Annotated in this window: 17 protein-coding genes; 5 read left to right on the forward strand and 12 right to left on the reverse strand. The window is 66.6% G+C overall.

The features are described from left to right. The first annotated feature begins 6 nt into the window (after positions 1–6). The gene (locus AAN986_RS16925; protein ID WP_349335408.1) at positions 7–741 is read left to right on the forward strand and encodes a hypothetical protein; all 735 of its coding nucleotides are present in this window, start codon (positions 7–9) and stop codon (positions 739–741) included. 38 nt (positions 742–779) lie between these two features. Here AAN986_RS16925 and AAN986_RS16930 read toward each other — a convergent pair whose 3' ends face one another. Both AAN986_RS16930 and AAN986_RS16935 read right to left on the reverse strand, forming a co-directional pair. Next, on the reverse strand, positions 780–1,064 hold the full coding sequence (locus AAN986_RS16930) for an immunity protein Tsi6 family protein (RefSeq protein WP_047217277.1): 285 nt from the start codon (positions 1,062–1,064) through the stop codon (positions 780–782). Between the two features lie 123 nt (positions 1,065–1,187). Next, positions 1,188–3,347: a Cache 3/Cache 2 fusion domain-containing protein gene (locus AAN986_RS16935; protein ID WP_349335409.1), complete on the reverse strand. Its 2,160-nt coding sequence runs from the start codon at positions 3,345–3,347 to the stop codon at positions 1,188–1,190. Positions 3,348–3,674: 327 nt separating this feature from the next. Here AAN986_RS16935 and AAN986_RS16940 point away from each other — a divergent pair, with 327 nt between their 5' ends. Further along, positions 3,675–3,965 (forward strand): hypothetical protein, encoded by a 291-nt coding sequence (locus tag AAN986_RS16940; RefSeq protein ID WP_047217275.1) that lies wholly within the window; start codon positions 3,675–3,677, stop codon positions 3,963–3,965. 25 nt (positions 3,966–3,990) lie between these two features. Here the strand turns inward: AAN986_RS16940 and AAN986_RS16945 are convergent, their stop codons facing one another. Genes AAN986_RS16945 through AAN986_RS16960 form a run of 4 tightly spaced genes read right to left on the reverse strand, consistent with a single transcriptional unit; the run spans position 3,991 to position 11,349 of the window. After that, complete coding sequence (locus AAN986_RS16945) at positions 3,991–4,644, reverse strand: response regulator transcription factor (RefSeq protein WP_047217274.1); 654 nt, start codon at positions 4,642–4,644, stop codon at positions 3,991–3,993. A gap of 18 nt (positions 4,645–4,662) precedes the next feature. Further along, positions 4,663–7,923: a response regulator gene (locus AAN986_RS16950; protein ID WP_349335410.1), complete on the reverse strand. Its 3,261-nt coding sequence runs from the start codon at positions 7,921–7,923 to the stop codon at positions 4,663–4,665. Between the two features lie 20 nt (positions 7,924–7,943). After that, entirely contained in the window at positions 7,944–9,155 is a 1,212-nt protein-coding gene (locus AAN986_RS16955; protein ID WP_349335411.1) for an EAL domain-containing protein, read from the reverse strand. Between the two features lie 4 nt (positions 9,156–9,159). Continuing rightward, the gene (locus AAN986_RS16960; protein WP_349335412.1) at positions 9,160–11,349 is read right to left on the reverse strand and encodes an ATP-binding protein; all 2,190 of its coding nucleotides are present in this window, start codon (positions 11,347–11,349) and stop codon (positions 9,160–9,162) included. 489 nt (positions 11,350–11,838) lie between these two features. On the opposite strand from AAN986_RS16960, the gene AAN986_RS16965 reads away from it, so the two are divergent. Continuing rightward, on the forward strand, positions 11,839–14,166 hold the full coding sequence (locus AAN986_RS16965; RefSeq protein WP_349335413.1) for an Ig-like domain-containing protein: 2,328 nt from the start codon (positions 11,839–11,841) through the stop codon (positions 14,164–14,166). A gap of 31 nt (positions 14,167–14,197) precedes the next feature. On the opposite strand, the gene AAN986_RS16970 is transcribed toward AAN986_RS16965, so the two are convergent. From AAN986_RS16970 to AAN986_RS16995, 6 genes are all read right to left on the reverse strand, one after another. After that, positions 14,198–14,515: a DUF3325 domain-containing protein gene (locus AAN986_RS16970; protein ID WP_046984647.1), complete on the reverse strand. Its 318-nt coding sequence runs from the start codon at positions 14,513–14,515 to the stop codon at positions 14,198–14,200. Then, complete coding sequence (locus tag AAN986_RS16975; protein WP_047217270.1) at positions 14,508–16,181, reverse strand: PepSY-associated TM helix domain-containing protein; 1,674 nt, start codon at positions 16,179–16,181, stop codon at positions 14,508–14,510. Before AAN986_RS16975 ends, AAN986_RS16970 begins: the two co-directional genes overlap by 8 nt. A 16-nt stretch (positions 16,182–16,197) precedes the next feature. After that, entirely contained in the window at positions 16,198–16,476 is a 279-nt protein-coding gene (locus tag AAN986_RS16980) for a hypothetical protein (protein WP_016448165.1), read from the reverse strand. Between the two features lie 88 nt (positions 16,477–16,564). Next, positions 16,565–18,283: an FMN-binding glutamate synthase family protein gene (locus AAN986_RS16985; RefSeq protein WP_047217269.1), complete on the reverse strand. Its 1,719-nt coding sequence runs from the start codon at positions 18,281–18,283 to the stop codon at positions 16,565–16,567. Positions 18,284–18,370: 87 nt separating this feature from the next. Beyond that, positions 18,371–19,876, reverse strand: coding sequence for a HAMP domain-containing sensor histidine kinase (locus AAN986_RS16990; protein WP_047217268.1), 1,506 nt, complete (start codon positions 19,874–19,876; stop codon positions 18,371–18,373). Positions 19,877–19,878: 2 nt separating this feature from the next. Then, complete coding sequence (locus AAN986_RS16995; protein WP_016448168.1) at positions 19,879–20,595, reverse strand: response regulator transcription factor; 717 nt, start codon at positions 20,593–20,595, stop codon at positions 19,879–19,881. A gap of 168 nt (positions 20,596–20,763) precedes the next feature. On the opposite strand from AAN986_RS16995, the gene msrB reads away from it, so the two are divergent. Both msrB and AAN986_RS17005 read left to right on the forward strand, forming a co-directional pair. Then, positions 20,764–21,264: a peptide-methionine (R)-S-oxide reductase MsrB gene (gene msrB, locus AAN986_RS17000; RefSeq protein ID WP_047217267.1), complete on the forward strand. Its 501-nt coding sequence runs from the start codon at positions 20,764–20,766 to the stop codon at positions 21,262–21,264. A 16-nt stretch (positions 21,265–21,280) separates the two neighbouring features. Beyond that, positions 21,281–23,110, forward strand: a complete 1,830-nt coding sequence (locus AAN986_RS17005) for a cytochrome c biogenesis protein DipZ (protein WP_047217266.1) — start codon at positions 21,281–21,283, stop codon at positions 23,108–23,110. Positions 23,111–23,134 lie beyond the last annotated feature (24 nt).

Below are 23,134 nucleotides of genomic sequence, written 5' to 3' on the forward strand. Positions count from 1 at the left end.
CCAGGAGTGGCCAGCGGCTGGCCGGGCAGTGAACCGAGCAGTGACCCGGGCAGGGACAATGGCGCATATAGCGAGACTCCCATGAAGTTGAACCTGCTCACCCTGCACGAAAGTGACCTGGCCGCACTGCCTGAAGGCGTGTACCCTCGCCGCCTGACCCACCCCGTCACCGAGATGTTCATGGCCCTGCTGCCTGCGGTTGAGATCAATGGCAGCAGCAAGATTGCCGTGGTTCTTGGCCCCCAGGGCGAAGCGGAGGCATTCGACAACGTTCTTGGAGTGACTGCGGTTTTTGTTGAGGATTTCGACTTTCCGCATTTTCTGGCGCAGGACCGCGCTGCCCAGAACCAGCAGTTGCTGGAGCTCCTGCGCCAGTGCCTGATGGACATCGCCAATCGCAAGGTACCGAACCTGCAAGCCGTGCAGGCCATCAACGCAGCAGCGGATGCGGTGGTGCAACGCCAATTCCAGCTGACGCTGCCCATCAAGAAGCTGGGCAAGCGCAGCAAGGACAGAAAGTCCCGGGTGGAAGTGTTCCGGCGCCTTGATTCCGAAGTGGGTGAAGCCTGGTATTGCGAAGTCACCAGAGCAGGACAGAGCACCCCGCAAAGGCTGTGGATGAGCGATGTGCCCGGCTTCATTGACCGGCGCGACTATTTCAAGACCGCCGAGATCAGCGGCAACAGCTACATCGCCAAGAGCCGCCTGGGCCGGGTGGTCTTCGAGACTCCGCTGGCGTAGCGCCAAACGGCCCCCGCCATTTCCTGTGCTGGGGGCGCTCAGGGCAAATCGATCTTCAGCCCGCGTCCGGTCTGCACGGCCACGTGGTGCGCATCCTTCAGGGCACGGGCCAGCTCTGGATCGGTCTCGTCGAACTCCTTGACCGCAACGCTGCCGATGGTGATCTGGTGCAGCCTGGAGCGATCCAGGCCCCGGTCCAGCAGCACCGCACGCACGTATTGCAGCTGTTGCGTCAGGTGTTGGAAGACATCGTGCCCTGGCAGGGCCAGGGCACGTTGGGCCACCAGCGCCAGAGCGCAATCGATGTATTCAAGGGGCGTCAATGGGATTCAACCGGTTCATGGAGTGGCTGCAGAGCATGCCAGAGCGCCGCGGGCCTGAGAGGGCGGGCCGCTGGAACCAGGGCACCAGGGGCTCCAGGCTCCCCTGGCCTCACCCGGTGGCTCTCAGAAATTGTCCCAGTCGTCATCGGCCGTGGAGGCCATGGCGACGGGCTTGGCGGCGGCCGTTTTTACTGGGGCCGCCGGGGCTGCGGGCTTGGCCGCGGCAGCGCTGGGCGCCAGGGCCGGGGCACGGTGGATTGCGTCGCTGGTGGTTGGCGCGGCGCTCGCTGCGCGGGCCGCAGTCTGCAGCGGCGCACCGCTGCCGCCCGGCAGCCTGAAGACCGAGACCACGCGCACCAGTTGATCGGACTGGTGGCGCAGGCCTGCGGCGGCGCCGGCCATTTCCTCGACCAGGGCGGCGTTTTTCTGCGTGGTCTGGTCGATGTGGGTGATGGCCTCGGCCACCTGGGCGACGCCGCTGTTTTGCTCGGCGCTGGCGTGGCTGATGTCCGAGATGAGCTGGGTGACCTTGCGGATTTCCTCCATGGCCTGTTCCATGGTTTCCCCGGCAAACGCGGCCTCCTGGTTGCCGGTGTGGATTTCGGCGACGCTGTGGCTGATGAGCTGCTTGATTTCCTTGGCGGCCTCGGCGCTGCGGCCTGCCAGGGCGCGCACTTCCTCGGCCACCACGGCAAAGCCCCGGCCATGCTCGCCCGCGCGGGCCGCTTCCACGGCGGCGTTGAGGGCGAGGATGTTGGTCTGGAAGGCAATGCCGTCAATGACGCCGATGATGTCGGCAATCTTCTTGCTGCTGGCGTCTATGCCCTGCATGGTCTGCACGACCTTGCGCACGGCCTGCCCGCCTTCGGTGACGACGCGCTGGGCCTCGCGCGTGATGCGGTCGGCCGATTGCGCGTGGTCCGCGTTGTGGGCCACGGTGGAGCCCAGCTCTTCCATGGCGGCGGCGGTCTGCTCCAGCGCGCTGGCTTCGCTTTCGGTGCGGGCGGCCAGGTCCTGGTTGCCCTGGGCGATTTCCGCGCTGGCCAGAGCCACGCTATGGGCCTGTTCGTTCACGCTGCCGACCACGCGGGTCAGGCCCGTGCTGGTGGTGTTCATGGCCTCCAGCAGGTGGCCGATTTCGTCATGGCGGTCGCTGTGCACGCGCAAGGTGAGGTCGCCATCGGCAATGGCGTAGGCCATGTGGCTGGCCTGCTTGAGCGGGCGCACGATCATGCGGCGGATGAGCCAGAACCACGCGGCCGACAGCAGCAGCACGGCGCCCAGGCCCATGAGGGCGAACTGCAGGATCAGGCTGCGGGTCTCGGAGACGAATTCGTCCACGTATGCGCTGGTGGCGATGACCCAGTTCCAGGGCGCGTAGTGGCTGAAGACGACCAGCTTGTCGCGGGGCTGCTCCTCGCCCGGGTTGGTCCAGGGATAGGCGATGCTGCCCTGCTTGCGGTCCAGCATGTCGCGGATGAAGAAGCGGCCGTCGCCGTCCCTGGACTCGCTGATGTTCTTGCCCTCCATGGCGGGATGCACCACCAGCTGGCCGCGCTGGGGGCCGTCTTCGGCGTTGAGCACGAAGTAGTAGCCGGTCTGGCCGACCTTGAGCGCGCGGATGGAGTCCTTGAAGTGCTCCAGCAGTTGCGAGAAGTCCTGGCCCACGAAGGCAATGCCCACGGTGGCGCCCGCCGCGTCCTTGAGCGGGCGGTAGTGCGTCATGTACTGGCGGCCGAACAGATGGGCCAGGCCCATGTAGCTTTGGCCGGCCTGGATGGCGGCGTAGGCGGGATGGGCGCGGTCCAGGCGGCTGCCCAGCACGGCCCCGCCCTTGTCATCCTTGTCGTTCTTCAGGGTGGTGGCAATGCGCACGAAGTCGCCCTGCCCCTGGGCCGCGAACACGGTGGCCACGGCGCCGGTGCTGCGCGTGAAAGCCTGCAGCTGCGCATCGTTGCCGTTGAACGGCTGGCCGTCCAGGCTCAGCACCGGCTCGCTGCCGCCGGTGTCCAGGCTGAGCGTGCCCTGCAGGCTGTGCGCCAGGCTGTCGGCCAGGAACTGGGTGCGCTGGCGCAGCTCCTTGTCGTTGGACTCGATGAAGTTGTACAGCGTCCGTATGCCCTGCTGCATGTCGCTGTTCATCCTGGACTGCAGGGACTTGCTGACATCCCAGGCAATGCCCAGGACCAGCAGGCCCAGGATGGAGGCGACCCAGACGAAATTGGTGATGGACAGTTTGGTGCCCAGCCCTTGGCGGCGCCAGAAACGTTGGCCGATGTGCATTGATGCATCTCCTGTGCGGCGTAGGGCGCCGCTGTTGTGTGCGCACGCGGTATCGGCATGGAATGCCTGCGTGCCAGGCCAGGCTGACCCAAGTCAAGCCGTGGCGATTCATGGGCCGAAGCGTATCGGCGCCGCCGCCTGGGGGATTTGAGATGGGTCAAGGAAGTAACCAAGTGTTGCAACAGCAGCGGAGACTGTCGGATTGCCGCCGGCGGCGGCATTCATTGCAACGGATATGACAGCCGACGATAAGAATCGTCTTAACCTGGATTGCGCAGGTTCTGGCAAGACTGGACAGCGGTATATCGATCCGTTTTATTTCCAGAAATGCAGCCGAAAACAACCCAGAAACTGTGCGACCCATGCTACGAATTGCTGAGCAATACATCCCTGTCCAAGCCGCACCCCGGACTGAGGTTCCGCTTTTACTCGCTGGAGCAGGATGCCAATTTCGTGAACTATGGCTGCGTGCATTGCCAGGCGCCCCTGGCGATGAAGACAAGCCGGCGCGGGGCACTTCTGGGGTTTCGCCTGATGCCGTCCGAACCGCACTATCGCCTGGGCGAGGGGGACGCCGAGGGCGGCAGCCAGGCGCAAGGCCAGGTGCTGGAAGGTTGACCGGCTGGTGCAGCCCGCAGGCCGGTCAGTCGAAGAGATGGTGCTCGGCGCAGAAGGCGGCCAGGTCCTGGTTGCTGTCCACGTTCAGCTTGCGCATGGCGGAGTTCTTCTGGAGGCTGACGGTCTTGACGCTGCGCCTCAGGCGTGCGGCGATTTCCGTGATGGATTCCCCCTTGGCGAAATGCCTGAGGACTTCGAATTCGCGCGGCGAGAGGTTGTTGGCGCGTTCGCTCAGGAAAACCGTCCTCTCCTGCCTGGGCGTGCCTGCCTGGAACGAGGGCGAGTAGTAGCGCGTGTTGAGGCGCACGCATTGCAGCGCCGCCATGATCTGGCTGAGCGGATCTTCCTTGAGCAGCACACCGGCGACGCCGGCGTCATACAGGGCCGAGATGATCATGGGGTTGGAGACGGTCGTCAGCACCAGCACCTTGATGTCCGGGAAGTGGCGTATCAGATAGTCCACGTAGCGCAGGCCATCGCCATAGACATCGTCGCCCGGCATGGAGTAGTCGGTCAGAACCACGTCCAGGGGGTTCGATCTGGCGTATTGCATCAAGGACGATGGCGTGCTGAACGTGGCCACGACCTGGAGATTGGGGTCCTGCTCCAGGAAGTCCTTGACGCCAAGCAGGACCACGGCGTGGTCGTCCACGACAGCAATGCGCAGTTTCAGTTTCATGGGATCGCAAGCAAAGGGTTAGGGCTGGGGCAATTGCGCCATCATGGCGCGAAGGTCGGCCAAGAGGTCGTCCAGCAGGACTGACAGCGCGGCCTGCAGGCCGGGCTCCCGGGTACCGTTCGGGAGCTGGTCCTCCAGCGACTGGGTGCGCGCGGCAAGCTCCTGCATCCTGGCCAGCAGCAAGGCGCCGCGCATGCGATGCAGCGCCTGCGCGGCCAGGTCGGGCCGGCGCTCATCCAGGCCACGGGCCAGCATTGCGATGTCGTCGTTCATGCACTGCACGAAGACCTGCCGGTGCGTCTGCAGCACGTTGGGCTCCGACAGGGCCGCAGGCTGCGGGGTATCCCCCGCCGGGGTGCCGGCCTGGGCAGGCGCCGGACGGAGCCGCTTTTTCGGCGCGAACTTCTCCAGGGTGCGGACCAGCGTGCGCAACGGGATGGGCTTGACCAGCCAGGCATTCATGCCGGCATCCAGGCAGCGGTTTTCCTCGTCCAGCATGGCATTGGCGGTCACGCCGACGATGGGGCAGGCAACGCCCTCCGCACGCAGCCGCTCCGCCAGTTCGTAGCCGTTGAGGTAGGGCATGTTCACGTCCGTCAGCACCAGATCGTGCGGGCTGATGTCCCACAGCGCCAGCGCCTCCTCCCCATCGTCGGCGACCGTGACTTCGCAGCCCAGGCTCTCGAGCTGGCCGCGCAGCGTCACCTGGTTGACGGGATTGTCCTCGGCGACCAGCACGCGCAGGTCGAACAGGGGCAGATCGGAGCCGGAGCCGGCCGAGCGCTGTGCGCCGCCGAGCACTTGTGCAATGCCCAAACCGATGCTCAGAACGTTGTGCCCGTCGATGCCCCGGTTGTCCGGCGAGGAAAGGTTCAGGTGCGGCCCCATCCATCCGGGCGCGGGGCTGTCCGCCGGCAACAGGACGTCCAGCAGCAGTTCATCCTTGTCTGCGGCCACCGGAGCGGCGCCCGCCGCGCGGGCCTGGCCGCCCCAGCGCTGCAGCCAGGCACAGATGTTGTCCGTCAGTTCCGGGTGGGGGGTGCGCACCGCGATGCGGGCACCCTTGAGCTCGGGCGCCTCCTCCTCCTCCTGCGCGACGGTCTCCAGCCCCAGCTCGAACCAGAACCGGCTGCCCAGGCCGGGCTCGCTCCAGACCTCGATGGAGCTGGACATCATCCGGGCCAGGCTCCAGCAGATGGACAGGCCCAGGCCCGCTCCACGGGCGGTGCGGCTGCTGTTCTTGACCAGATAAAAGGGCGTGAAAAGCTCGCCATGCAGGGATTTTTCTATGCCCACGCCCGTGTCGCAGACCTCGAACACCAGCCGGACCTGGGAGGCCGTGCCCGGCACGCTGCGCAGGCGGACGATCACATGGCCGGCCTCCGTGAACTTGATGGCATTGCTGATGAGATTGCCCAGGATCTGGCGGATGCGCACCGCGTCGCCCAGCACCGACTCGGGCACCTGCGCGTCCACGCAGGAAAACAGCAGCAGGCCGTTTTGCTGCGCCATGGCGGCATAGGAGCTGGTGCAGTTTTGCACCAGCTCCCGGGGGTTGAACGGGGCCTTTTCCAGTTGCAACTGGTCCGCCTCGATCTTGCTGGTGTCCAGGATGTCGCTGATGATCTGCAGCAAGATGGACGAGGAGGCCTCGATACGGTCCACATACTTGCGCTGCAGCTGCGTGAGCTCGGTCAGGCCCAGCAGCTCCAGCGTGCCCAGCGCGCCATACAGCGGCGTGCGGATCTCGTGGCTCATGGTCGCCAGAAAGGTGGACTTTGCCTCGTTGGCCTCGTCCGCCGCGATTCTTGCCCGCTCCAGATTGCTCTCGATTTCTGCGCGCGCACTGACGTCGGCAAACACGCACAGCGTCACATCCTGGCCCAGGTAGCGGGTGGGCGCGTAGGCCACGTAAAGCGTTCGGCCCTGCGCGGTGACCAGGCGCTCCATGGTGCCTGCGGCCCGGGCCTGGACAATCCCGTCCAGTGCCGCCTTGTTCTCCGGCGAGCCGGGGCGCAGGTAGCCATCGGCCGAGTGCAGCCACTCCTGCACCAGCGAGTTGCTGAAGATGATTTTCCCGCTGCCGTAGGCCACAAGACAGATGGCCACGGGAGCGGTTTCGATCAGCGTCCTGTTGAATTCATTGCTCTCGACGATGACCCGCTGCGCCTCCTGCGCGGGCGCAATCACCTTGCGGTTGAACCAGCGGGTATAGGCAATACCGGCCAGCAGGCTCAGCAGTAGGGCCAGCACCAGGCCGGCAGAAGGCGCGAACAGCCGGCCCTGGAAAAAGGTGGCGTAGTCCACCTGGTAGTAGCCGGTCCACCGGCCGGAGGCATCCTCGGTCTTGAGGATCAGGCCATTGCGCGTGTACTGCATCCCCGTGTCGTCCACCTGCGGGACGGGGCCGGTGCCCATGAGCACGCCGAAATCCCGGTGCTCCAGCCAGAAAAGATGCCTGGGCAGCGTATGGATGGTTCTTTCTATGGCGCTGATGCGCTGGCGGCTGAAAAGGATGGCGGCGTAGATCGGGCTTGCGGCGGCTTCGTCGCCGGCATCGATATGGCTTGAAAAGCCGGCGGCGACCATGCCGATCATCTTTTCCGGGAACTGGGGCGACCGGAACCAGACGATCTCCTGCGCCGGCGCCGTGGAGCCGGCGCCCGGCCGGGCATCGGCGGCCCTGGCCCGCAGATGCGCCTTGACGGCGGCAATCGTGCTGTCGAACATTTCCTGCGTGACGCTCTCGTTGCCGATGGGCACGTCGATGGCCGGCACGCCGATGCTGATCGCCCCATCCTCCTTGGTGAAGAAGGCAGCGGCTGCAGGGAAGTAGGAGCCTGCCCAGAAGGAGGAATAGCCTGCGGCCAGGGAGCTGCCCAGCGAGAAAAGCCGGTCCGGGAGCGTGTCGCAGGCCACGCGCGCAGAGCATTGCAATGAAAAGGGAATGCCGCCGATGGCCTCGCGGCCACGGAACATGCGGTAGTCCGCCTGCGCAGGAGCGGGCACGTCGACGATGGTGGCTATCCTCTGGTCCGGCAGCGCTTTCCAGGACTCGTTGCGGCCCTTGAGCCGCCGAAGGAAGATTTCCTGCTCCTGCAGCGAGCCGACGATGGCGGAGAAGTTCAAGGCCAGGCGGCCCTGCTCCTGCTCGAAGATCCTCTCAGAGCCCCACAGCAGCACAGCGATGAGGAAGATCGCAAGGGGAAGCACTCCAAACAGTACCCGGTTCTGCCAGCGTGTGGTGCGTGTGATCTTGCTGAACGGGGAGTCGGGCATGGACGCCTTGCGTGCTTGGGTCAGGTGGGGTTGCCTTGGTGCCGGGGCTCGGATGCCAGCATAAGGGCAAATTCAACCGCAGGCACCGCGGCGGACAGCAGATAGCCCTGCACGCAATCGCATCCGATGCTGCGCAGCAACTCCAGGTCCCGGGTGGTCTCCACGCCTTCCGCCGTCACCGTCAGGCCCAGCTGCCGCCCCAGTTGCACCGACGACGTCAAGGCCGCAGTCCGCACCTCGTCACCTGCCGCACCGGCCACGAAGGCCCGGTCGATCTTCAATTCGGTGAAGGGCGTGGAGATGAGGCTGTACATCGAGCTGTAACCCCGCCCGTAGTCATCCTGGGCCAGGCCAAAGCCTTTGAGCCGCAGGCGGCTCGCGCACATGTAGTAGTTGGCGGGTATGCCGACGGCCTGGTCCTCCAGCAGCTCGAACGTGATGTTCTCCGCAGCGATGCCGCACCGGGCCGCCATGCCGTGCAACTCATCCGGCAGCCCGATATCGTCCAGCAACGGTATCGGCAGGTTGACGGATACGGGAATCACATATCCCGAACTGCGCCAGGCCAGGTGCGCCGACATGGCGTCTTCCATCATCCGCACCAGCAAGGCATGGTCCAGGCCATGGAACCGGATGGCGGACATGAACGAGCCCGGCATCATGAAGCCGAACTGCCGATCGTTCCAGCGTGCCAGCGCTTCCACACCGACGGTGTGGCCCGTGAGCAGGGATTTCTTGGGCTGGAACCAGGCCTGTATGGTTTTCTCCTCCAGCGCCTGGATCAGGTGCGCCTTTGCGAAAATCGGCCGTTCCTTGATGCCTGGAGCGCTTTTCCTCTCGTATGCACGCAAGGACCTGAGTTGGCTCGCCAGGACCTGGACATGGTCCGCACCGAACGGCTTTTGAAACATCCCGATGACGGAAAAGCCGGACTCCTTGGCCATGAGACTGACACTGTTCATCAACCGGCGCGAGCAGGAGCTGGATATGACGAGCATGGGATGCAGGCCGCGCTGGCTCAGTTCATTGATGAACTGCAGGCCGTCCATGTCGGGCATTTTCAGGTCGGTGATGACGAGGTGGAATCCGCCATCGCGCAGCATTTGCAGGGCATCGCGTGCGTTGCAGGCAATGTGCGTGTCCACGATTCCCGCCTCCATGAGCAGGCTGCGCGTGTGCTCGCAGCACAGGGCGTGGTCGTCAAGAATGAGTACTTTGAATGTCGACAGCATGGGATCAGTTCCTGCATTGCTTGATGTGGTTCAGGGTGGTGCGCAGCACCGCCAACGTGAATGGCTTGCACAGCAGGCTGTCGAAGCCGGCCGGCAGTCCGTCGCCCTGCCCTTGCGCCTGCCCTTGCGCCTGCGTTTGCGTCTGCCCCTGCGGCTGTGCATTGGCCGTCAGCCCGACGATCGGGCGGACATACCCGCGCTTTCTGAGCGCACGCGCCAGGGCCGGGCCGTCCAGCAACGGCATGTGCAGGTCGGTGAGAACGGCATCGAATTCGAGCAGGCCGGGCAGGGACAGCGCGTCCTGTCCATTGCTGGCCTGCTGGACCTCGCAGCCCAGCACCTGCAGTTGCTCTCGCAGGATGATTCTGTTGATGGGGTTGTCCTCGACGATGAGCACACTCAGCCCCATCGGCTCGTGGACCTGGGGAACGGTGGCGTACAGGTCAGGGCGCGCGCCCGGCGCAATGCCCTGCTGGGCCATGCCCAGCGCCTGGCCCACGGCCAGCACGCCAGGCATGCTGGTTTCCCACACACGGGCCTGCAGGGTTTCGCGGGGGACCTCGCCCGGCGCCAGCGCCACAACGCATTTGCCCGTCCATTGCGGACGGCGCACCGACCGTGGCCAGGCTTGCACCAGCACCGCCTGTTCATTGGGGCCCTGCACCTGCTCCCGGTACGGCTGGGCCATGGCGCCCCAATGCCGCAGCCAGGCGCACAGGTTGTGCACGACTTCCGGAATGGCGCCATCCACGTAGACGGTGTGCGGCAACAGGTTGGGCACTGCCTCATAGCCTGCCGCGCTCTCGCGCGGCAGGCGCAGCTCGAATGACACGCAGGTCCCCAGTCCCGGCTGGCTGGCGGCCGTCAGCCGCCCGCCCATCTCCTGGCTGAGGCGCAGGCAGATGGACAGCCCCAGGCCTGCTCCCTGGACCTGCTGCTGCGTGGCCGCATGGGCACGGAAGTACGGGTCGAACAGGAAGGGCTGCTGCTCCGGGTCGATGCCGATGCCGGTGTCCTGCACCTGGAACCGCAGGTCGGTGCCTTCCTCGCTCTCTCCCATGACCTGCAGGCGGATGGCCACATGGCCGGAGAACGTGAACTTGATGGCATTGCCCACCAGGTTGTCCAGGATCTGCCGCAGCCGCAAGGCATCGCCCACCAGCAGGGGCGGCGTTTTCACATCGGAGACGGCATACAGCTGCAGCCCCTTTTGCTCGGCACGCGACAGCAGGCCTGCGGCCACGCTGTCGAGCAGTTCGGTGGCCGAGAACGCATGGGCCTCCAGTTGCAGCCGGCCCGCCTCGATGGCCGACAGGTCCAGGCTGTCGTTGACGATGCGCAGCAAGGAGGCCGATGCCTGCTGCATGGCCCCCAGGTAGCGTGTCTGTTCGGAAGGAACCCTGGACAGCGCCAGCAGCTCCAGCGTTCCCAGGATGCCAAAGAGCGGCGTCCGTATTTCATGGCTCATGGTGGCCAGAAACTGCGTCTTGGCCTGGCTGGCCGATTCGGCGCGCAGCTTGGCATCAACCAGCGCTGCCTGCACCTGCCTGAGCGCCGTCACATCGCTGACCAGGCAAAAAACCACCGGCTCGCCTGCGTGGCTGGTGTGCGTGGTGCTGACCTCCACCAGCCGACCGTCTCCCAGCACCAGCTCGCGCCGGCCCTGCTGCGCGCCCGCGGCAACGGCATGCTCGAACCACGAAGAATCACTGCACACCCACTGCCGCGCCAGCCCGTTGGACAGCAGCAGGCTGCGATCGCTGCACCGCACCAGTGCCAGGCCCACGGGGGCCGTGTCCAGCAGCTTTCGGCAGAGCGCATCACCGGCGGCGCAGGTGCCTGCCCGGCTCCAGGCCGAAGCCGGCACGCCGCGGCGCAGCCGGCGCACGCACCATGCAAGAACAGCCATGAAGGCAAGTCCCAGCGACACGGACCCCAGCAGCAGCCAGACATGGGCCCTGACCAGCTGCCGCGCGGACTCCCAGCGGCCTGCAAGCCATCCGGCGTTGTTCGCGGATTTGCGCAGCAACAGGGATTCGGGAAGCGCCCGGCCTGCCTGCATCAGTGAATGGAGCGGCCCGGGCTGGACCTGCGGTGCGCTGGCGCGCCACGGCCAGGCATAACCGGCTTGCGCGTGGATGGCTGCGTGCGTGGCCCCCAACGCAGCGTCCAGCAGCAGGAAACATCGGTCCATGAAAAACAACTGAATGTCTCGCACGGGCACATGACCGAGGCTGCGCGATGGCGTCGCCGGGGCGGCGTCGTCCCTGCCGCCGTGACCGGCACAGGCCAGCATGGCCATGATCGCCAGTGCAAATGCCATCAAGTCACGCCGTGCCAGGGACAGGCACAGCCTGTGATGTATCGATCTGGAAGAAAGCAAGAGAGCTTGAAACTGGCGCATTGCCGAATCTTAGAAATCAAAAGGCGAATTTGGACTAAGAATTTTCTTAATGCTGAAACCTCTTGCACGCCACCTCGCCAAAGAGCGATTTCAAGCATCGATCCGCCATCGGAAAATTGCCCAAATTCTTTGAAAATGCCATTATTCCTGTCACTTTAAGAAAATTCTTAAACCAATATCCCAATGACCTGGAGATCATTGCCGGATTGATTCATCGACAAAGGCTGCTCCGTTTCTCACCACCCCTGTGATATTGAACACAGACGTCGCGCATGCAGAATGCCAGCGCTTTTTTCACGTCCTGTGTTGCGCAATATCCAGAATGCGTTTCGGCAGCCCATTTCAGGGAAAGTGAAAAAGGCAATGAAGATATACAGGCAACGATTCATTCCCATGGCGGCACGCAGGCCCCTGCGCCTGCTCGCCCTGGCATTGCTGTCGCAAGGCTGTGTCGCCACGGCCCAGGCATGGACCGTCGTGGTGGACAGCGCCGCCGACGCAAGCGGCCCGTGCGCCAGCACCGGCCTGGGACCCTGCTCCCTGCGCGACGCCATCACCTACGCCAACGCCAACCGCAACAAAGGGGGCGACAACCGCATCGAGTTCAACATCGGTGCGGGGGGAGAGCAGACCATCGTCACCCAAAGCAACTGGAATGGCAGCCTCATGCAGCCCATTGCACCCGCCACATCACTGACGGTGGACGCCAGCACGCAACCCGGCTATGAGGACCACTTGCCACGCCGCCCCCTGATCACGCTGCAGGCAGGCAGCTCCGAGTTCGGTACAGGGCTCGAGCTGGCAGGCGCCATCACGGTGCGCGGTCTGGCGATAGGCGGCTTCAACACCGCCCTGGCGGTGACCGGCGACGGCAACACCGTGCTGGGCTGCCATATAGGCGTTGACGCATCGGGAACGGTCGCCATGGGCAATCGCAGCAACATCCTTGTCAACTCCGGCAACCGCAACCGCATCGGTAGTCTCGATATTGGCGGGCGAAATGTCATCTCCGCGGCGGAAAATTCCGGAATATGGCTTTCCTGGCCGGGCGCCGGTACAGAAAACATCATTCAGGGAAATTACATAGGCACCGATATCACCGGCAATGTGGCGCTGGGAAACCAGGGAAACGGCATCAGCGTGGCATCCGGATTTACCGGCACGCTGATCGACGGCAACCTCGTCTCCGGCAATGTCAGGGAAACCGGTGGTTCATCCGGGATTTCCATTTCCGGCTCGCACACGCTGGTGACCCGCAACCGTGTCGGGACCAATGCAGCCGGCACGGCCATGATTGCCAACAATGGTCCAGGCATTGCCGTATTCTTCTCACCGGAAGGCGGACATCGCATTGGCACAGGCCCTGAAGACGGCAACCTGGTTGCCGGAAACAAGGAAACGGCCATTGAATTGAATGGAAACTACGCCGCACGCAACTCGAATACCCTGATTGCCGGGAATATCGTGGGAACCAGCCTGGATGCCAGCACCATGCTGCCCAATCAATGGGGCATCGTCATCAAAGATTCGGACGAGGTGACCGTGCGCGGAAACATCGTCGGTGGCAGCAAGGCCTCCGGCATACAGTTCCAGGGCGCCGGCAAGAACAACCTCGTGCAGGGCAACTACGTGGGCGTCAGTCCCCAGGGAACCGCCCTGCCCAATGGGGAAGGCGTTTCCTTTTTCCAGAAGGCCCATGACACCCTGGTCGGCGGTGACGACGCGGCACATGCCAACGTGATTGCGCACAACAGGCTGTTCGGCGTGGGATTGCGGGGGGACGAAGTCAAGGGCGTCTCCATGCTCGGCAATGCCATCTACGGCAATACCGAGGGAGGCATCGCACGAACCAGCCTGGCCAACGGAGATCCTGCCGATCCGGTGCTGCTCACGGTGACGCCCGACGGCCTGTCCGGCACGCTGGACAGCGTCGCCAACGAGAGCATGCGCATCGAGTATTTCTCGACGCCCAGGCTGCCCGACGGGCTGGTGGAGCGCGCCGCCGGCAAGGTTCTGCTGGGCTCGCAGACCGTGACCACCGATGCATCCGGCCATGCGCCTTTGGTGTTCAAGGGCGCCATGCCCCCGGGCGACCAGGCCGCTGTCACGGCGACCGCCACCCGGATTTCCACCGGCGACACCTCGCGCTTTTCCAACGCGATGGCGGCCAACGCCGCCCCCGTGGCGCTGCCGCAAGCCGTCACGACGCCGCAGGATACGGCGCTGTCCATCACCCTCGCTGGCACGGACTTCGAGTCGGACCCGCTGCGCTTCGAGATCACCGCCGGCCCCGCCCATGGCGCCATCAGCGGCTTCGATCCCCAGACGGGTACGCTGGTCTACACGCCGGCGGCCGGCTACTCCGGGCCGGATACCTTCGCCTTCACGGTATCCGACGGGCACCAGAGCGCTGCCGCACCAGCATCCGTGACCATCGAGGTGATCGCTGCCGATCCTCCCGACCCCGGTCCGGGCACGGACCCAGGACCCGGTGCCGGCCCCGGAAATGTCCAGGCCGTTCCCGGCCTGGGCCAGGGTGGCATGCTGGCACTGTTGTGCGGCATGGCCTATCTGGCCAGCCGCAGGATGAGGAAAAGGCAGGCCTGAGCCCGCAGCGGGCGCAGGTCCCGCGCAAACGTCAGGCCGGCAGCCAGCGCAGCCAGCGCGGCCGCCAGGTCAGCGTGAAGGCAATGGCCAGGGCGGCGGCTGCCAGCGTCATGATCCAGACCAGGGAGGCCATGGAGGCATGGTCCACCGCCAGGCACAGGCCCAGCGAGGCGGCCAGGCCTGAGGCGCCCAGCCAGCGCAGCAGCCTGACCTTGCCATCGGGCTGGGGCATGTCGCCGTGCACCTGCTCCCAGTGCACGTCCTTGGCCAGCGCAAACCAGGCCATGCCCAGCAGCGATGCCGCAAAGGCGGCGGCCAGCAGCAGTGCGTCCATCAGTCCCTCAGACATGGGCCACCTCCGCGGCGCGCGAGGGCATGGCGGGCGCGGCGCGCGTCTTGAGCTTGCGCGCCACCACCACGGCCAGCACGGCGCTGGCCAGCATGAACAGGTCCACGCCGGCCACCGGCCAGTAGCCCGCGCCCAGGGTCTTGAACAGGTGGTCGCCCGTGGTCAGCCAGTTCAGCAGCACGGCCACCACGGCCATGGCAGCCACGGCCCAGCACTGCTCGCGCCAGGCGGGGTTGGGCAGGCCCCGGGCCACGGGGGCGCTGCGCACAAAGGCATGCGCCATGGCCAGCAGCCAGGTGGCCCAGAAGAAATAGCGTTCCATGTCGCCCCGGCCCGGCCAGCCCTGGGGCATGGCCTCGGGCAGCAGGCGGTTGGCGATCAGCATGCCCAGCGTGGCCACCAGCATGCCGGTGACCGTGGTGACGGCCAGGGCATCGACCACGCGCGCGCCCTGCACGCCCTGCTTGGCGTGCTGCTTCTTGCGCTTTTCCACGAAGAAGACAAAGCCGGTGGCAATGCACACGCAGCCGGCCAGGCCGCCCAGCACGTACAGCCAGCGCAGCAGCCAGTGGCGGAAGTGCTGCAGGTGCAGGCCGGTGAGGAAGGTGTTGATGCTGTCCACGGCCGTGCGCGGAGGATCTTCGCGCAGCAGGGCGCCCGTGCTGGCCTTGAAGTGGATGCCCTCGCCCGTGAGCGCGATGCGGTCGGTGCCGGCCCGGTAGACGCTGACGTAGCCATTGGCATCGCCCACATGGGTGACGGACAGGAAACCCACGTCGCCGGCCATGCCCTTGGCGGCCCAGCGGCGCTGCGCCTCGGCCACCATGGCGTCCACCGAGGCCATGGGTGCGGCCACGCCGGCGCGGTCGTGCGGCAGGCCGGTTTCCTCGGCCTCCATTTTTTCGTGCAGCTCGTGCAGCGGCTCCAGCTGGGTGTGGGTGATGGGGAAGTAGATGCCCGCAAAGATCACCAGGCCCGTGAAGGCGAAGAAGAAGTGGAAGGGCAGCGCCACCACGCCGGTAAGGTTGTGCAGGTCCAGCACGCTGCGCTGCGTGGCCTTCTTCGGACGGAAGGTGAACAGCTCGCGGAAGATCTTGCGGTGCATGACCACGCCGCTGACCAGGGCCACCAGCATGATGAGCGCGGCAAAGCCCACGATCCAGTAGCCGAGGTTCATCCAGTTGAGCGTCAGGCTGTAGTGCAGCGGGTAGAAGAAGCGGCTGCCGATCTTGAGGTGGTCGTCCGGCAGGGATTCGCCATTGCGCGGGTCGATGGTGCGCATGGCCCAGATCAGGGTCTCGGGCTTCTTGGCGTTGGGCACCTCGTAGCCGGCGAACAGGCCCAGCACGGGATCGCGGTGGGTGGTGTAGGCGCCCCAGCGCTGGGGCGTGTCGAAGCGCTCGGGCAGCGGGCCGTTGACCTCGCCGCGCATGGCATCGCGCGCCTGGGCGTTGGGCTGCATGGACTCGAAGACCGGCTTGAGGATCTGGTCGTACGAGGGCATGGGCGTGGGCTCGAAGCGCGAGGCCGGGATGGCCCAGCGGTCGATCTCGCGATCGAACACCGACAGCGCGCCGAAGAAGAAGGCGGCCATGAGCACGAAGCCGAGCGCAAGCCCGAACCAGGTGTGCAGCCAGGCCATGGAGAGGCGGAAGTTCTGGAACATGGGGCGTTCTCCGGATTCAGGGCAGCAGCATCTGCTGGAGCAGCGATGCGCAACCGGTCATGACAATGCCGCCGCCGGCCAGCACGGCCCAGACGCGCGGGAGGCTCTGCGCCGCAAAGGCCCAGAGGAACACCGTCAGAAACACCAGGAAGCCGAGGATGTAGCCCAGATGCTCGGCATCGTGGAACTCCATTCCGGCGGCAAACATCAGCGCCACGCCCAGGGCGATGAAGCCCCAGGTGAAGGCATAGCCGCCGAAGACGGCAGCTGCAATGCGAACCAAAATAGTTTTCATTTACAAAGAAAAATACAGTCGTGGACCAAAGTGCTCGGGGCGCATTATCCCCGAGCGCCGTCAAAACCCGTGATCGGCCGTGGTGTCCCTATGCGGGCTGGCCTGCCGCCTGCGCCTTGGCCTGCGGTGCCGAAGGCTTGAGCGTGGGCGGCACGAACTGGAAGGTATCCGCGCGCGCCCCTGGCCAGTAGAGCTTGAACACGTTGTGCTGCTTGTCCAGCGGCCCCAGCAGAGCGCCGGGCTCCACGCGCAGGACCAGGTTGGCGAGCTGGCGCACCTCGGTGTCGGAGATGCGCCGCACGATGTGGTGGGCCGTGATGTCGCAGGGGTGCTCCAGGCCCGCCGCCTGCACCAGCTCCTGCAGCGCATGCAGGGTCTTGTCATGGAAGTTGGCCACGCGCGTGGCCTTGTCGGGCACGACCAGGGCCTTCTGGCGCGCCGCGTCCTGCGTGGCCACGCCCGTGGGGCAGTGGCCGGTGTGGCAGTTCTGCGCCTGGATGCAGCCCAGGGCCATCATGAAGCCGCGCCCGGCGTTGCACCAGTCGGCGCCCAGCGCCATCATGCGCGCGATGTCGAAGGCCGTGATCACCTTGCCGGCCGCACCGATCTTGATGCGGTGGCGCAGGCCCACGCCGATCAGCGTGTTGTGCACCAGCAGCAGGCCTTCCTGCAGCGGAACGCCCACGTGGTCGGTGAACTCCACGGGCGCCGCGCCCGTGCCGCCCTCGGCGCCATCGACCACGATGAAGTCCGGCGTGATGTCCGTCTCCTGCATGGCCTTGACGATGGCGAACCACTCCCAGGGATGGCCCACGCAGAACTTGAAGCCCGTGGGCTTGCCGCCCGACTTCTCGCGCAGGCGGGCGATGAAATGCATCATCTCCACCGGTGTCTTGAAGGCGCTGTGGCTGGACGGGCTGATGCAGTCCACGCCCACGGGCACGCCGCGCGCGGCGGCGATCTCAGGGGTGACCTTGGCGCCCAGCAGCATGCCGCCGTGGCCGGGCTTGGCGCCCTGGCTGAGCTTGATCTCGATGAGCTTGACCTGCGGGTCGGTGGCGTTGGCGATGAATTTTTCTTCGTTGAAGCTGCCATCGTCGTTGCGGCAGCCGAAGTAGCCCGAGGCCACCTCCCAGATCAGGTCGCCGCCGTGCACGCGGTGGTGCTGGCTGATGGAGCCCTCGCCCGTGTCGTGCGCAAATCCGCCCATCTTCGCGCCCTTGTTCAGCGCCAGGATGGCATTGGCCGACAGCGCGCCGAAGCTCATGGCCGAGATGTTGAAGATGCTGGCGCTGTAGGGCTGGGTGCAGGGCGAGGCACCTTCATCGGCGCAGCCGATGGTGATGCGGAAATCATGCGAGGCCAGCCTGGTGGGCTGCATGGAATGGTTCACCCATTCATAGCCCTGGGCCGTGACATTGAGCTGCGTGCCCAGCGGGCGGCTGTCCGGGTCGCCCTTGGCGCGCTGGTAGACCAGGGAGCGCTGGGCGCGCGAGAACGGCAGCGCCTCATGGTCGGACTCGATGAAGTACTGCCGCATCTCGGGCCGGATGAACTCCAGCAGGAACCGCAGGTGGCCGATGATGGGGTAGTTGCGCAGCACCGAATGGCGCACCTGGGTCATGTCGCGCACGCCCAGCAGCGCCAGCGCGGCGCACACGCCGAAGCCCAGCCACCACCACAGCCCTCCCCACACCAGCGCCGCCACCAGCAGCCCCGCGCTGCCGACCAGGCTCAGGCAGAACGTGGTGTAGCGCAGCGGCACCCATGCGGGCAGGCGATGAACGGGAGATGCAGACGTTGACATGGCGTGGGTCCTCGGAACGAGTTGACGATCTTGTGCATGCCGCGCCTTCGAGGGCGCGCTGTGCACAAGGTTAACCCACGATCCGCGTCAGCCCTGGCGCGGCCGGGCGCCGGCGCCCGTTGCCTGCGCGGCCGCAGGCAGCACGAACCGGAAGCTCGCCCCCTGCCCCGGCGGGTCCACCAGTTCGATGCGGCAGCCGTGCAGCTCCAGCATGCGGTGGACGATGCGCAGGCCCAGGCCGCCGCCGCGGCGGGCGCCGCCCACGGTGAAGGGCCGCTCGAACAGGCCTTCGCGCAGATCGGCCGGGATGCCGGGGCCGGTATCGGCCACGGTGACTTCGACGGCGTTGCCCGCCGCCGCCAGCACCACCTGGATGCTGCCGCCTTCGGGGGTGTGGCGCAGCGCGTTGTCCAGCAGGTTGCCCAGCACGCGCTCGATCATCCCCAGGTCGGCCTGGACGACGGGCAGGCGGGCTGGGAAGTCGGCCCGCAGCGCCACCTGTCGCGCCTCGGCACGCAGCTCGAATTTCTGGAACACGTCCTGCACCAGGTCGGGCATGGAAAACGGCTCCGGCTCGGGCTGGACAAAGCCGTATTCCAGGCGCGCCAGCTCGAACAGGCTTTGCGCCAGCTCGCCCACCTTCTGGCTCTGTGCCAGGGCAATGCCCAGGTAGCGGCGGCGTTCGGTGGTGTCGAGCACGGCGTCCTTGAGCAGCAGCGTTTCCAGGTAGCCGTGCAGGGACGACAGCGGCGTGCGCAGGTCGTGCGAGACGTTGGCGATGAGCTCGCGCCGCTCCTGGTCCTGGCGCGTGAGGGCGCGCCACTGCTCGCCGATGCGCGCCACCATGCGGCGGTAGGCCGCGTCCAGCACGGCGATCTCGTCGCGGCTGTCCTGCGCGGCGCCGGGCTGGGGGGGCGGCAGGTCCGGGGGGGTGCCATGGATGTCGAAGCCGGCCACCTCTTCGGTGAGCCGGCGCAGCGGCCGCGTGATCAGCGCAAAGGCCACCAGGCCGGCCACCAGGCACAGCAGCGCCACCAGGCCGATGGACCACAGCGCCGTGCTGAGCACCGAGTTGGCCGAGCCCTGCGCCACCAGCTGGTCATGCGCCTCGCCCTGCAGCACCACGTAGATGAAGCCCACTTCCTTGCCGTTGACGCGCAGCGGCGCCGCGCTGAAGACCTTGCGGCCTTCGGTGCTGCGCGGGTCGTCACCCAGGATGGGCAGCGTGCCGCCTTCCAGCAGCCGGTGCACGGGCGCCAGGTCCACGCGCTCGCGGCGCACGCGGCCGTCGGGGGCGGCATGGCCGGCAATGCGGCCGTCGGCGTCCAGCAGGTAGACCTCCACGCTGGGGTTGACCAGCATGAGCTGGTTGAAGAAGCTGCGCACGGCGCCGGGCATGAGGCCGTTGGCGTCGGTCAGCTGGGCGTCGCGCGCAATGCTTTCGGCCACGTCGCGCGACAGGCCCTGCACCACTTCCAGCTCGTGCATGCGGCTGGCGCGCAGCTGCATCCAGGCCGAGGTGCCGCTGCACACCAGCAGCAGCACGGCAAAGACCAGGGACAGGCGCTGGGTCAGTGTCAGGCGCAGTTTCATGGTCATGCGCCCTCGCCCGCTTCGGCGAACTTGTAGCCGCGCCCCCAGACGGTGAGGATGCGCGCGGGCTGGGCCGGGTCGGCCTCGATCTTGGCGCGCAGGCGGTTGATGTGGGTGTTGACGGTGTGCTCGTAGCCCTCGTGCTGGTAGCCCCAGACGGCGTTGAGCAGGTCCATGCGCGAGAACACCTTGCCGGGCTGGCGCGCAAAGAAGTACAGCAGGTCGAACTCGCGCGGGGTCAGGTCCAGCCGGGCACCATGAAGCCGGGCATCGCGCGCCACGGGGTCCATGGCAAGGCCGTCAATGGACAGGCTGCCGGACTCCAGCCGCGCGTTCTGGGCCAGCGCCTCCACGCGGCGCAGCAGCGCCTTGACGCGCGCCACCAGCTCCAGCACCGAAAACGGCTTGGCCAGGTAGTCGTCGGCGCCGATCTCCAGGCCCAGGATGCGCTGCACCTCGCTGGAGCGCGCGCTGATGATGATGATGGGCGTGTAGCGCGCCATGGCGCGGGCGCGGCGGCAGATCTCCAGGCCGTCCACGCCGGGCAGCATGATGTCCAGCACCAGCGCGTCCCAACCGCCGCGCTCCAGTTGGCGCAGGCCGTCGTCGCCGCGCGCGCAGTGCATGACTTCCAGGCCCTCGTCGCGCAGGTGCAGCGTGAGCAGGTCGGCGATATGGGCGTCGTCCTCGACGAGAAGTACGCGGCGCGTGGCGGTCATCGGATGCGGTTTCCTGGAAGTGGCGGGAGTGGCTGCCATTGTGCGCAATACCGGGGCCGGGAGTTATCACGAATCTTTGAACTCTGCGTGAGGACTTCGGGAGGCCGGCGCCCTAACCTGACTGGCATCGCATCGTTTTCAGACGCACGCAACCTTCAGGAGCACACCATGACCACCAGACGCCATCTTCTGTGGACCGCAGGCGCCGGCACCACCGCCGTGCTGGCGGCCAGCCTGTTCCCGCGCCGCGCGCCAGCGGCCGCCTCCAGCGAGGTCTTCGAGGTCAGCTACACGGATGCCGAGTGGCGCGCCCGCCTCACGCCCGAGCAGTACCGGATCCTGCGCAAGGAAGGCACGGAGCGTGCAGGCTCCAGCCCCCTGAACAAGGAGCACCGCGCGGGCACCTTTGCCTGCGCGGGCTGCGCGCTGCCCCTGTTCTCTTCCAAGACCAAGTTCGACAGCGGCACGGGCTGGCCCAGCTTCTGGCAGCCGCTGGACAAGGCCGTGGCCACGCGCCAGGACCGCACCTACGGCATGCTGCGCACCGAGGTGCATTGCCGCCGCTGCGGCGGCCACCTGGGCCATGTCTTCGACGACGGCCCCAAGCCCACGGGCCTGCGCTACTGCATGAACGGCCTGTCGCTGACGTTCACGCCCCAGCCAGCCTGACCCCGGGAGCCACGCCATGCTGCTGATCGTCCTGGCCTATCTGGGCGGGGTGCTGACCATCGTCAGCCCCTGCATCCTGCCGGTGCTGCCCTTCATCTTTGCACGCGCCGACCAGCCCTTCGCCAAAAGCGGCCTGCCGCTGCTGGCGGGCATGGCGCTGACCTTCGCCCTGGTGGCCTCGCTGGCGGCCGTGGGCGGCGGCTGGGTGGTGGCCGCCAATGAATACGGCCGCTGGCTGGCCCTGGGCCTGGTCGCCGTGTTTGCGCTGACCCTGCTGTGGCCCGGCCTGTCCGAGCGGCTGACGCGGCCGCTGGTGGCGGCGGGCTCGCGCCTGTCCGAGCGTGCCCAGGGCACGGACGGCGGCGCCCGCCCCGGCGCCTCGCTGCTGCTGGGCGTGGCCACGGGCCTGCTGTGGGCGCCCTGCGCAGGCCCCATCCTGGGCCTGATCCTCACGGGCGCCGCACTGCAGGGCGCCAACACCACCTCCAGCCTGCTGCTGCTGGCCTATGCGGCCGGTGCGGCCACCTCCATGGCGGCGGCCCTGCTGCTGGGCGGCAAGGTGTTTGCGGCGCTCAAGCGCATGCTGGGCGCGGGCGAATGGATGCGGCGCGGGCTGGGCGCAGCCATGCTGGCCGGCGTGGGCGCGATTGCGCTGGGGCTGGACACGGGCGTGCTGGCGCAAGTGTCCACGGCCTCCACCGGCGGCCTGGAGCAAAGGCTGGTGGACCGCCTGAGCGGCAGGCCCGAGGGTGGCGCCATGGCCATGCAGGCCGGTCCCGCAATGATGGCCGCCGTGGACAGGGGCTCCGGTGCTGGCCCGGCCATGATGGCCGCAGGCGGCGCCATGCGCATGGCCGGCGGCCCGTCCCGCGCCGCCCTGCCGGACGAAGGGCTGGCCCCTGCGCTGGACGGCGCCACCGACTGGCTCAACTCCACCCCGCTGACGGCCGAACAACTGCGCGGCAACGTGGTGCTGGTGGATTTCTGGACCTATTCCTGCATCAACTGCCTGCGCACCCTGCCCTATGTGAAGGCCTGGGCCGAGAAATACCGCGACCAGGGCCTGGTGGTGGTGGGAGTGCATGCGCCGGAGTTCGCCTTCGAGCGCAAGCTGTCCAACGTGGAAAAGGCCATCAAGGACCTGGGCATCAGCTACCCCGTGGCTGTGGACAACGGCTACAAGATCTGGCGCGCCTTCAACAACCAGTACTGGCCGGCGCACTACTTCATCGACGCCCAGGGCCGCATCCGGCACCACCACTTTGGCGAGGGCGGCTATGCCGAGTCCGAGCGCGTGATCCAGCAACTGCTGCAGGAAGCCGGATCGAAGCAGGTGGACCAGGGCCTGATCGACGTGCAGGCCAAGGGCGTGCAGCAGGCAGCCGACATGGCAGCCGTGCGCTCGCACGAGACCTACCTGGGCTATGAGCGCGCCGAGCAATTTGCCGCCACGCCTGCCGCCGTGCACAACCAGGCCACCGCCTATGCCACGCCCGAGCGCCTGCCGCTGAACGCCTGGGGCCTGAGCGGCCAATGGACGGTGGGCCCGGAAAGCGCCACGCTGGACGGCGCCACCGGTCGCATCACCTACCGCTTCCAGGCACGCGACCTGCACCTGGTGCTGGGCCCGGGCAGCGATGGCAAGCCCGTGCGCTTCAAGGTGCTGATCGACGGCAAGGCGCCCGGCGCCTCGCGCGGCATGGACGTGGCCGCCGACGGCAGCGGCAGCGTGACCGAGCAGCGCCTGTACCAACTGGTGCGCCAGGACGGCGGCGCAGCCGAGCGCACCTTCAGCATCGAATTCCTGGATCCCGGCATCTCCGCCTATGCCTTCACCTTTGGCTGATCCCTGGCCACTTCACTTTCACCG

Source organism: Delftia sp. DS1230 (assembly GCF_040112715.1).
GTDB classification, from domain to species: Bacteria; Pseudomonadota; Gammaproteobacteria; order Burkholderiales; family Burkholderiaceae_C; genus Comamonas; species Comamonas tsuruhatensis.

Excerpts from the sequence above, each read along its gene's own strand:
- AAN986_RS16935 (WP_349335409.1), bottom strand. The coding sequence starts at position 3,347 with ATGCACATCGGCCAACGTTTCTGGCGCCGCCAAGGGCTGGGCACCAAA.
- AAN986_RS16940 (WP_047217275.1), top strand. The coding sequence starts at position 3,675 with ATGCAGCCGAAAACAACCCAGAAACTGTGCGACCCATGCTACGAATTG.
- AAN986_RS16945 (WP_047217274.1), bottom strand. The coding sequence starts at position 4,644 with ATGAAACTGAAACTGCGCATTGCTGTCGTGGACGACCACGCCGTGGTC.
- AAN986_RS16950 (WP_349335410.1), bottom strand. The coding sequence starts at position 7,923 with ATGCCCGACTCCCCGTTCAGCAAGATCACACGCACCACACGCTGGCAG.
- AAN986_RS16955 (WP_349335411.1), bottom strand. The coding sequence starts at position 9,155 with ATGCTGTCGACATTCAAAGTACTCATTCTTGACGACCACGCCCTGTGC.
- AAN986_RS16960 (WP_349335412.1), bottom strand. The coding sequence starts at position 11,349 with ATGGACCGATGTTTCCTGCTGCTGGACGCTGCGTTGGGGGCCACGCAC.
- AAN986_RS16965 (WP_349335413.1), top strand. The coding sequence starts at position 11,839 with ATGCCAGCGCTTTTTTCACGTCCTGTGTTGCGCAATATCCAGAATGCG.
- AAN986_RS16970 (WP_046984647.1), bottom strand. The coding sequence starts at position 14,515 with ATGTCTGAGGGACTGATGGACGCACTGCTGCTGGCCGCCGCCTTTGCG.
- AAN986_RS16975 (WP_047217270.1), bottom strand. The coding sequence starts at position 16,181 with ATGTTCCAGAACTTCCGCCTCTCCATGGCCTGGCTGCACACCTGGTTC.
- AAN986_RS16980 (WP_016448165.1), bottom strand. The coding sequence starts at position 16,476 with ATGAAAACTATTTTGGTTCGCATTGCAGCTGCCGTCTTCGGCGGCTAT.
- AAN986_RS16985 (WP_047217269.1), bottom strand. The coding sequence starts at position 18,283 with ATGTCAACGTCTGCATCTCCCGTTCATCGCCTGCCCGCATGGGTGCCG.
- AAN986_RS16990 (WP_047217268.1), bottom strand. The coding sequence starts at position 19,876 with ATGAAACTGCGCCTGACACTGACCCAGCGCCTGTCCCTGGTCTTTGCC.
- AAN986_RS16995 (WP_016448168.1), bottom strand. The coding sequence starts at position 20,595 with ATGACCGCCACGCGCCGCGTACTTCTCGTCGAGGACGACGCCCATATC.
- msrB (WP_047217267.1), top strand. The coding sequence starts at position 20,764 with ATGACCACCAGACGCCATCTTCTGTGGACCGCAGGCGCCGGCACCACC.
- AAN986_RS17005 (WP_047217266.1), top strand. The coding sequence starts at position 21,281 with ATGCTGCTGATCGTCCTGGCCTATCTGGGCGGGGTGCTGACCATCGTC.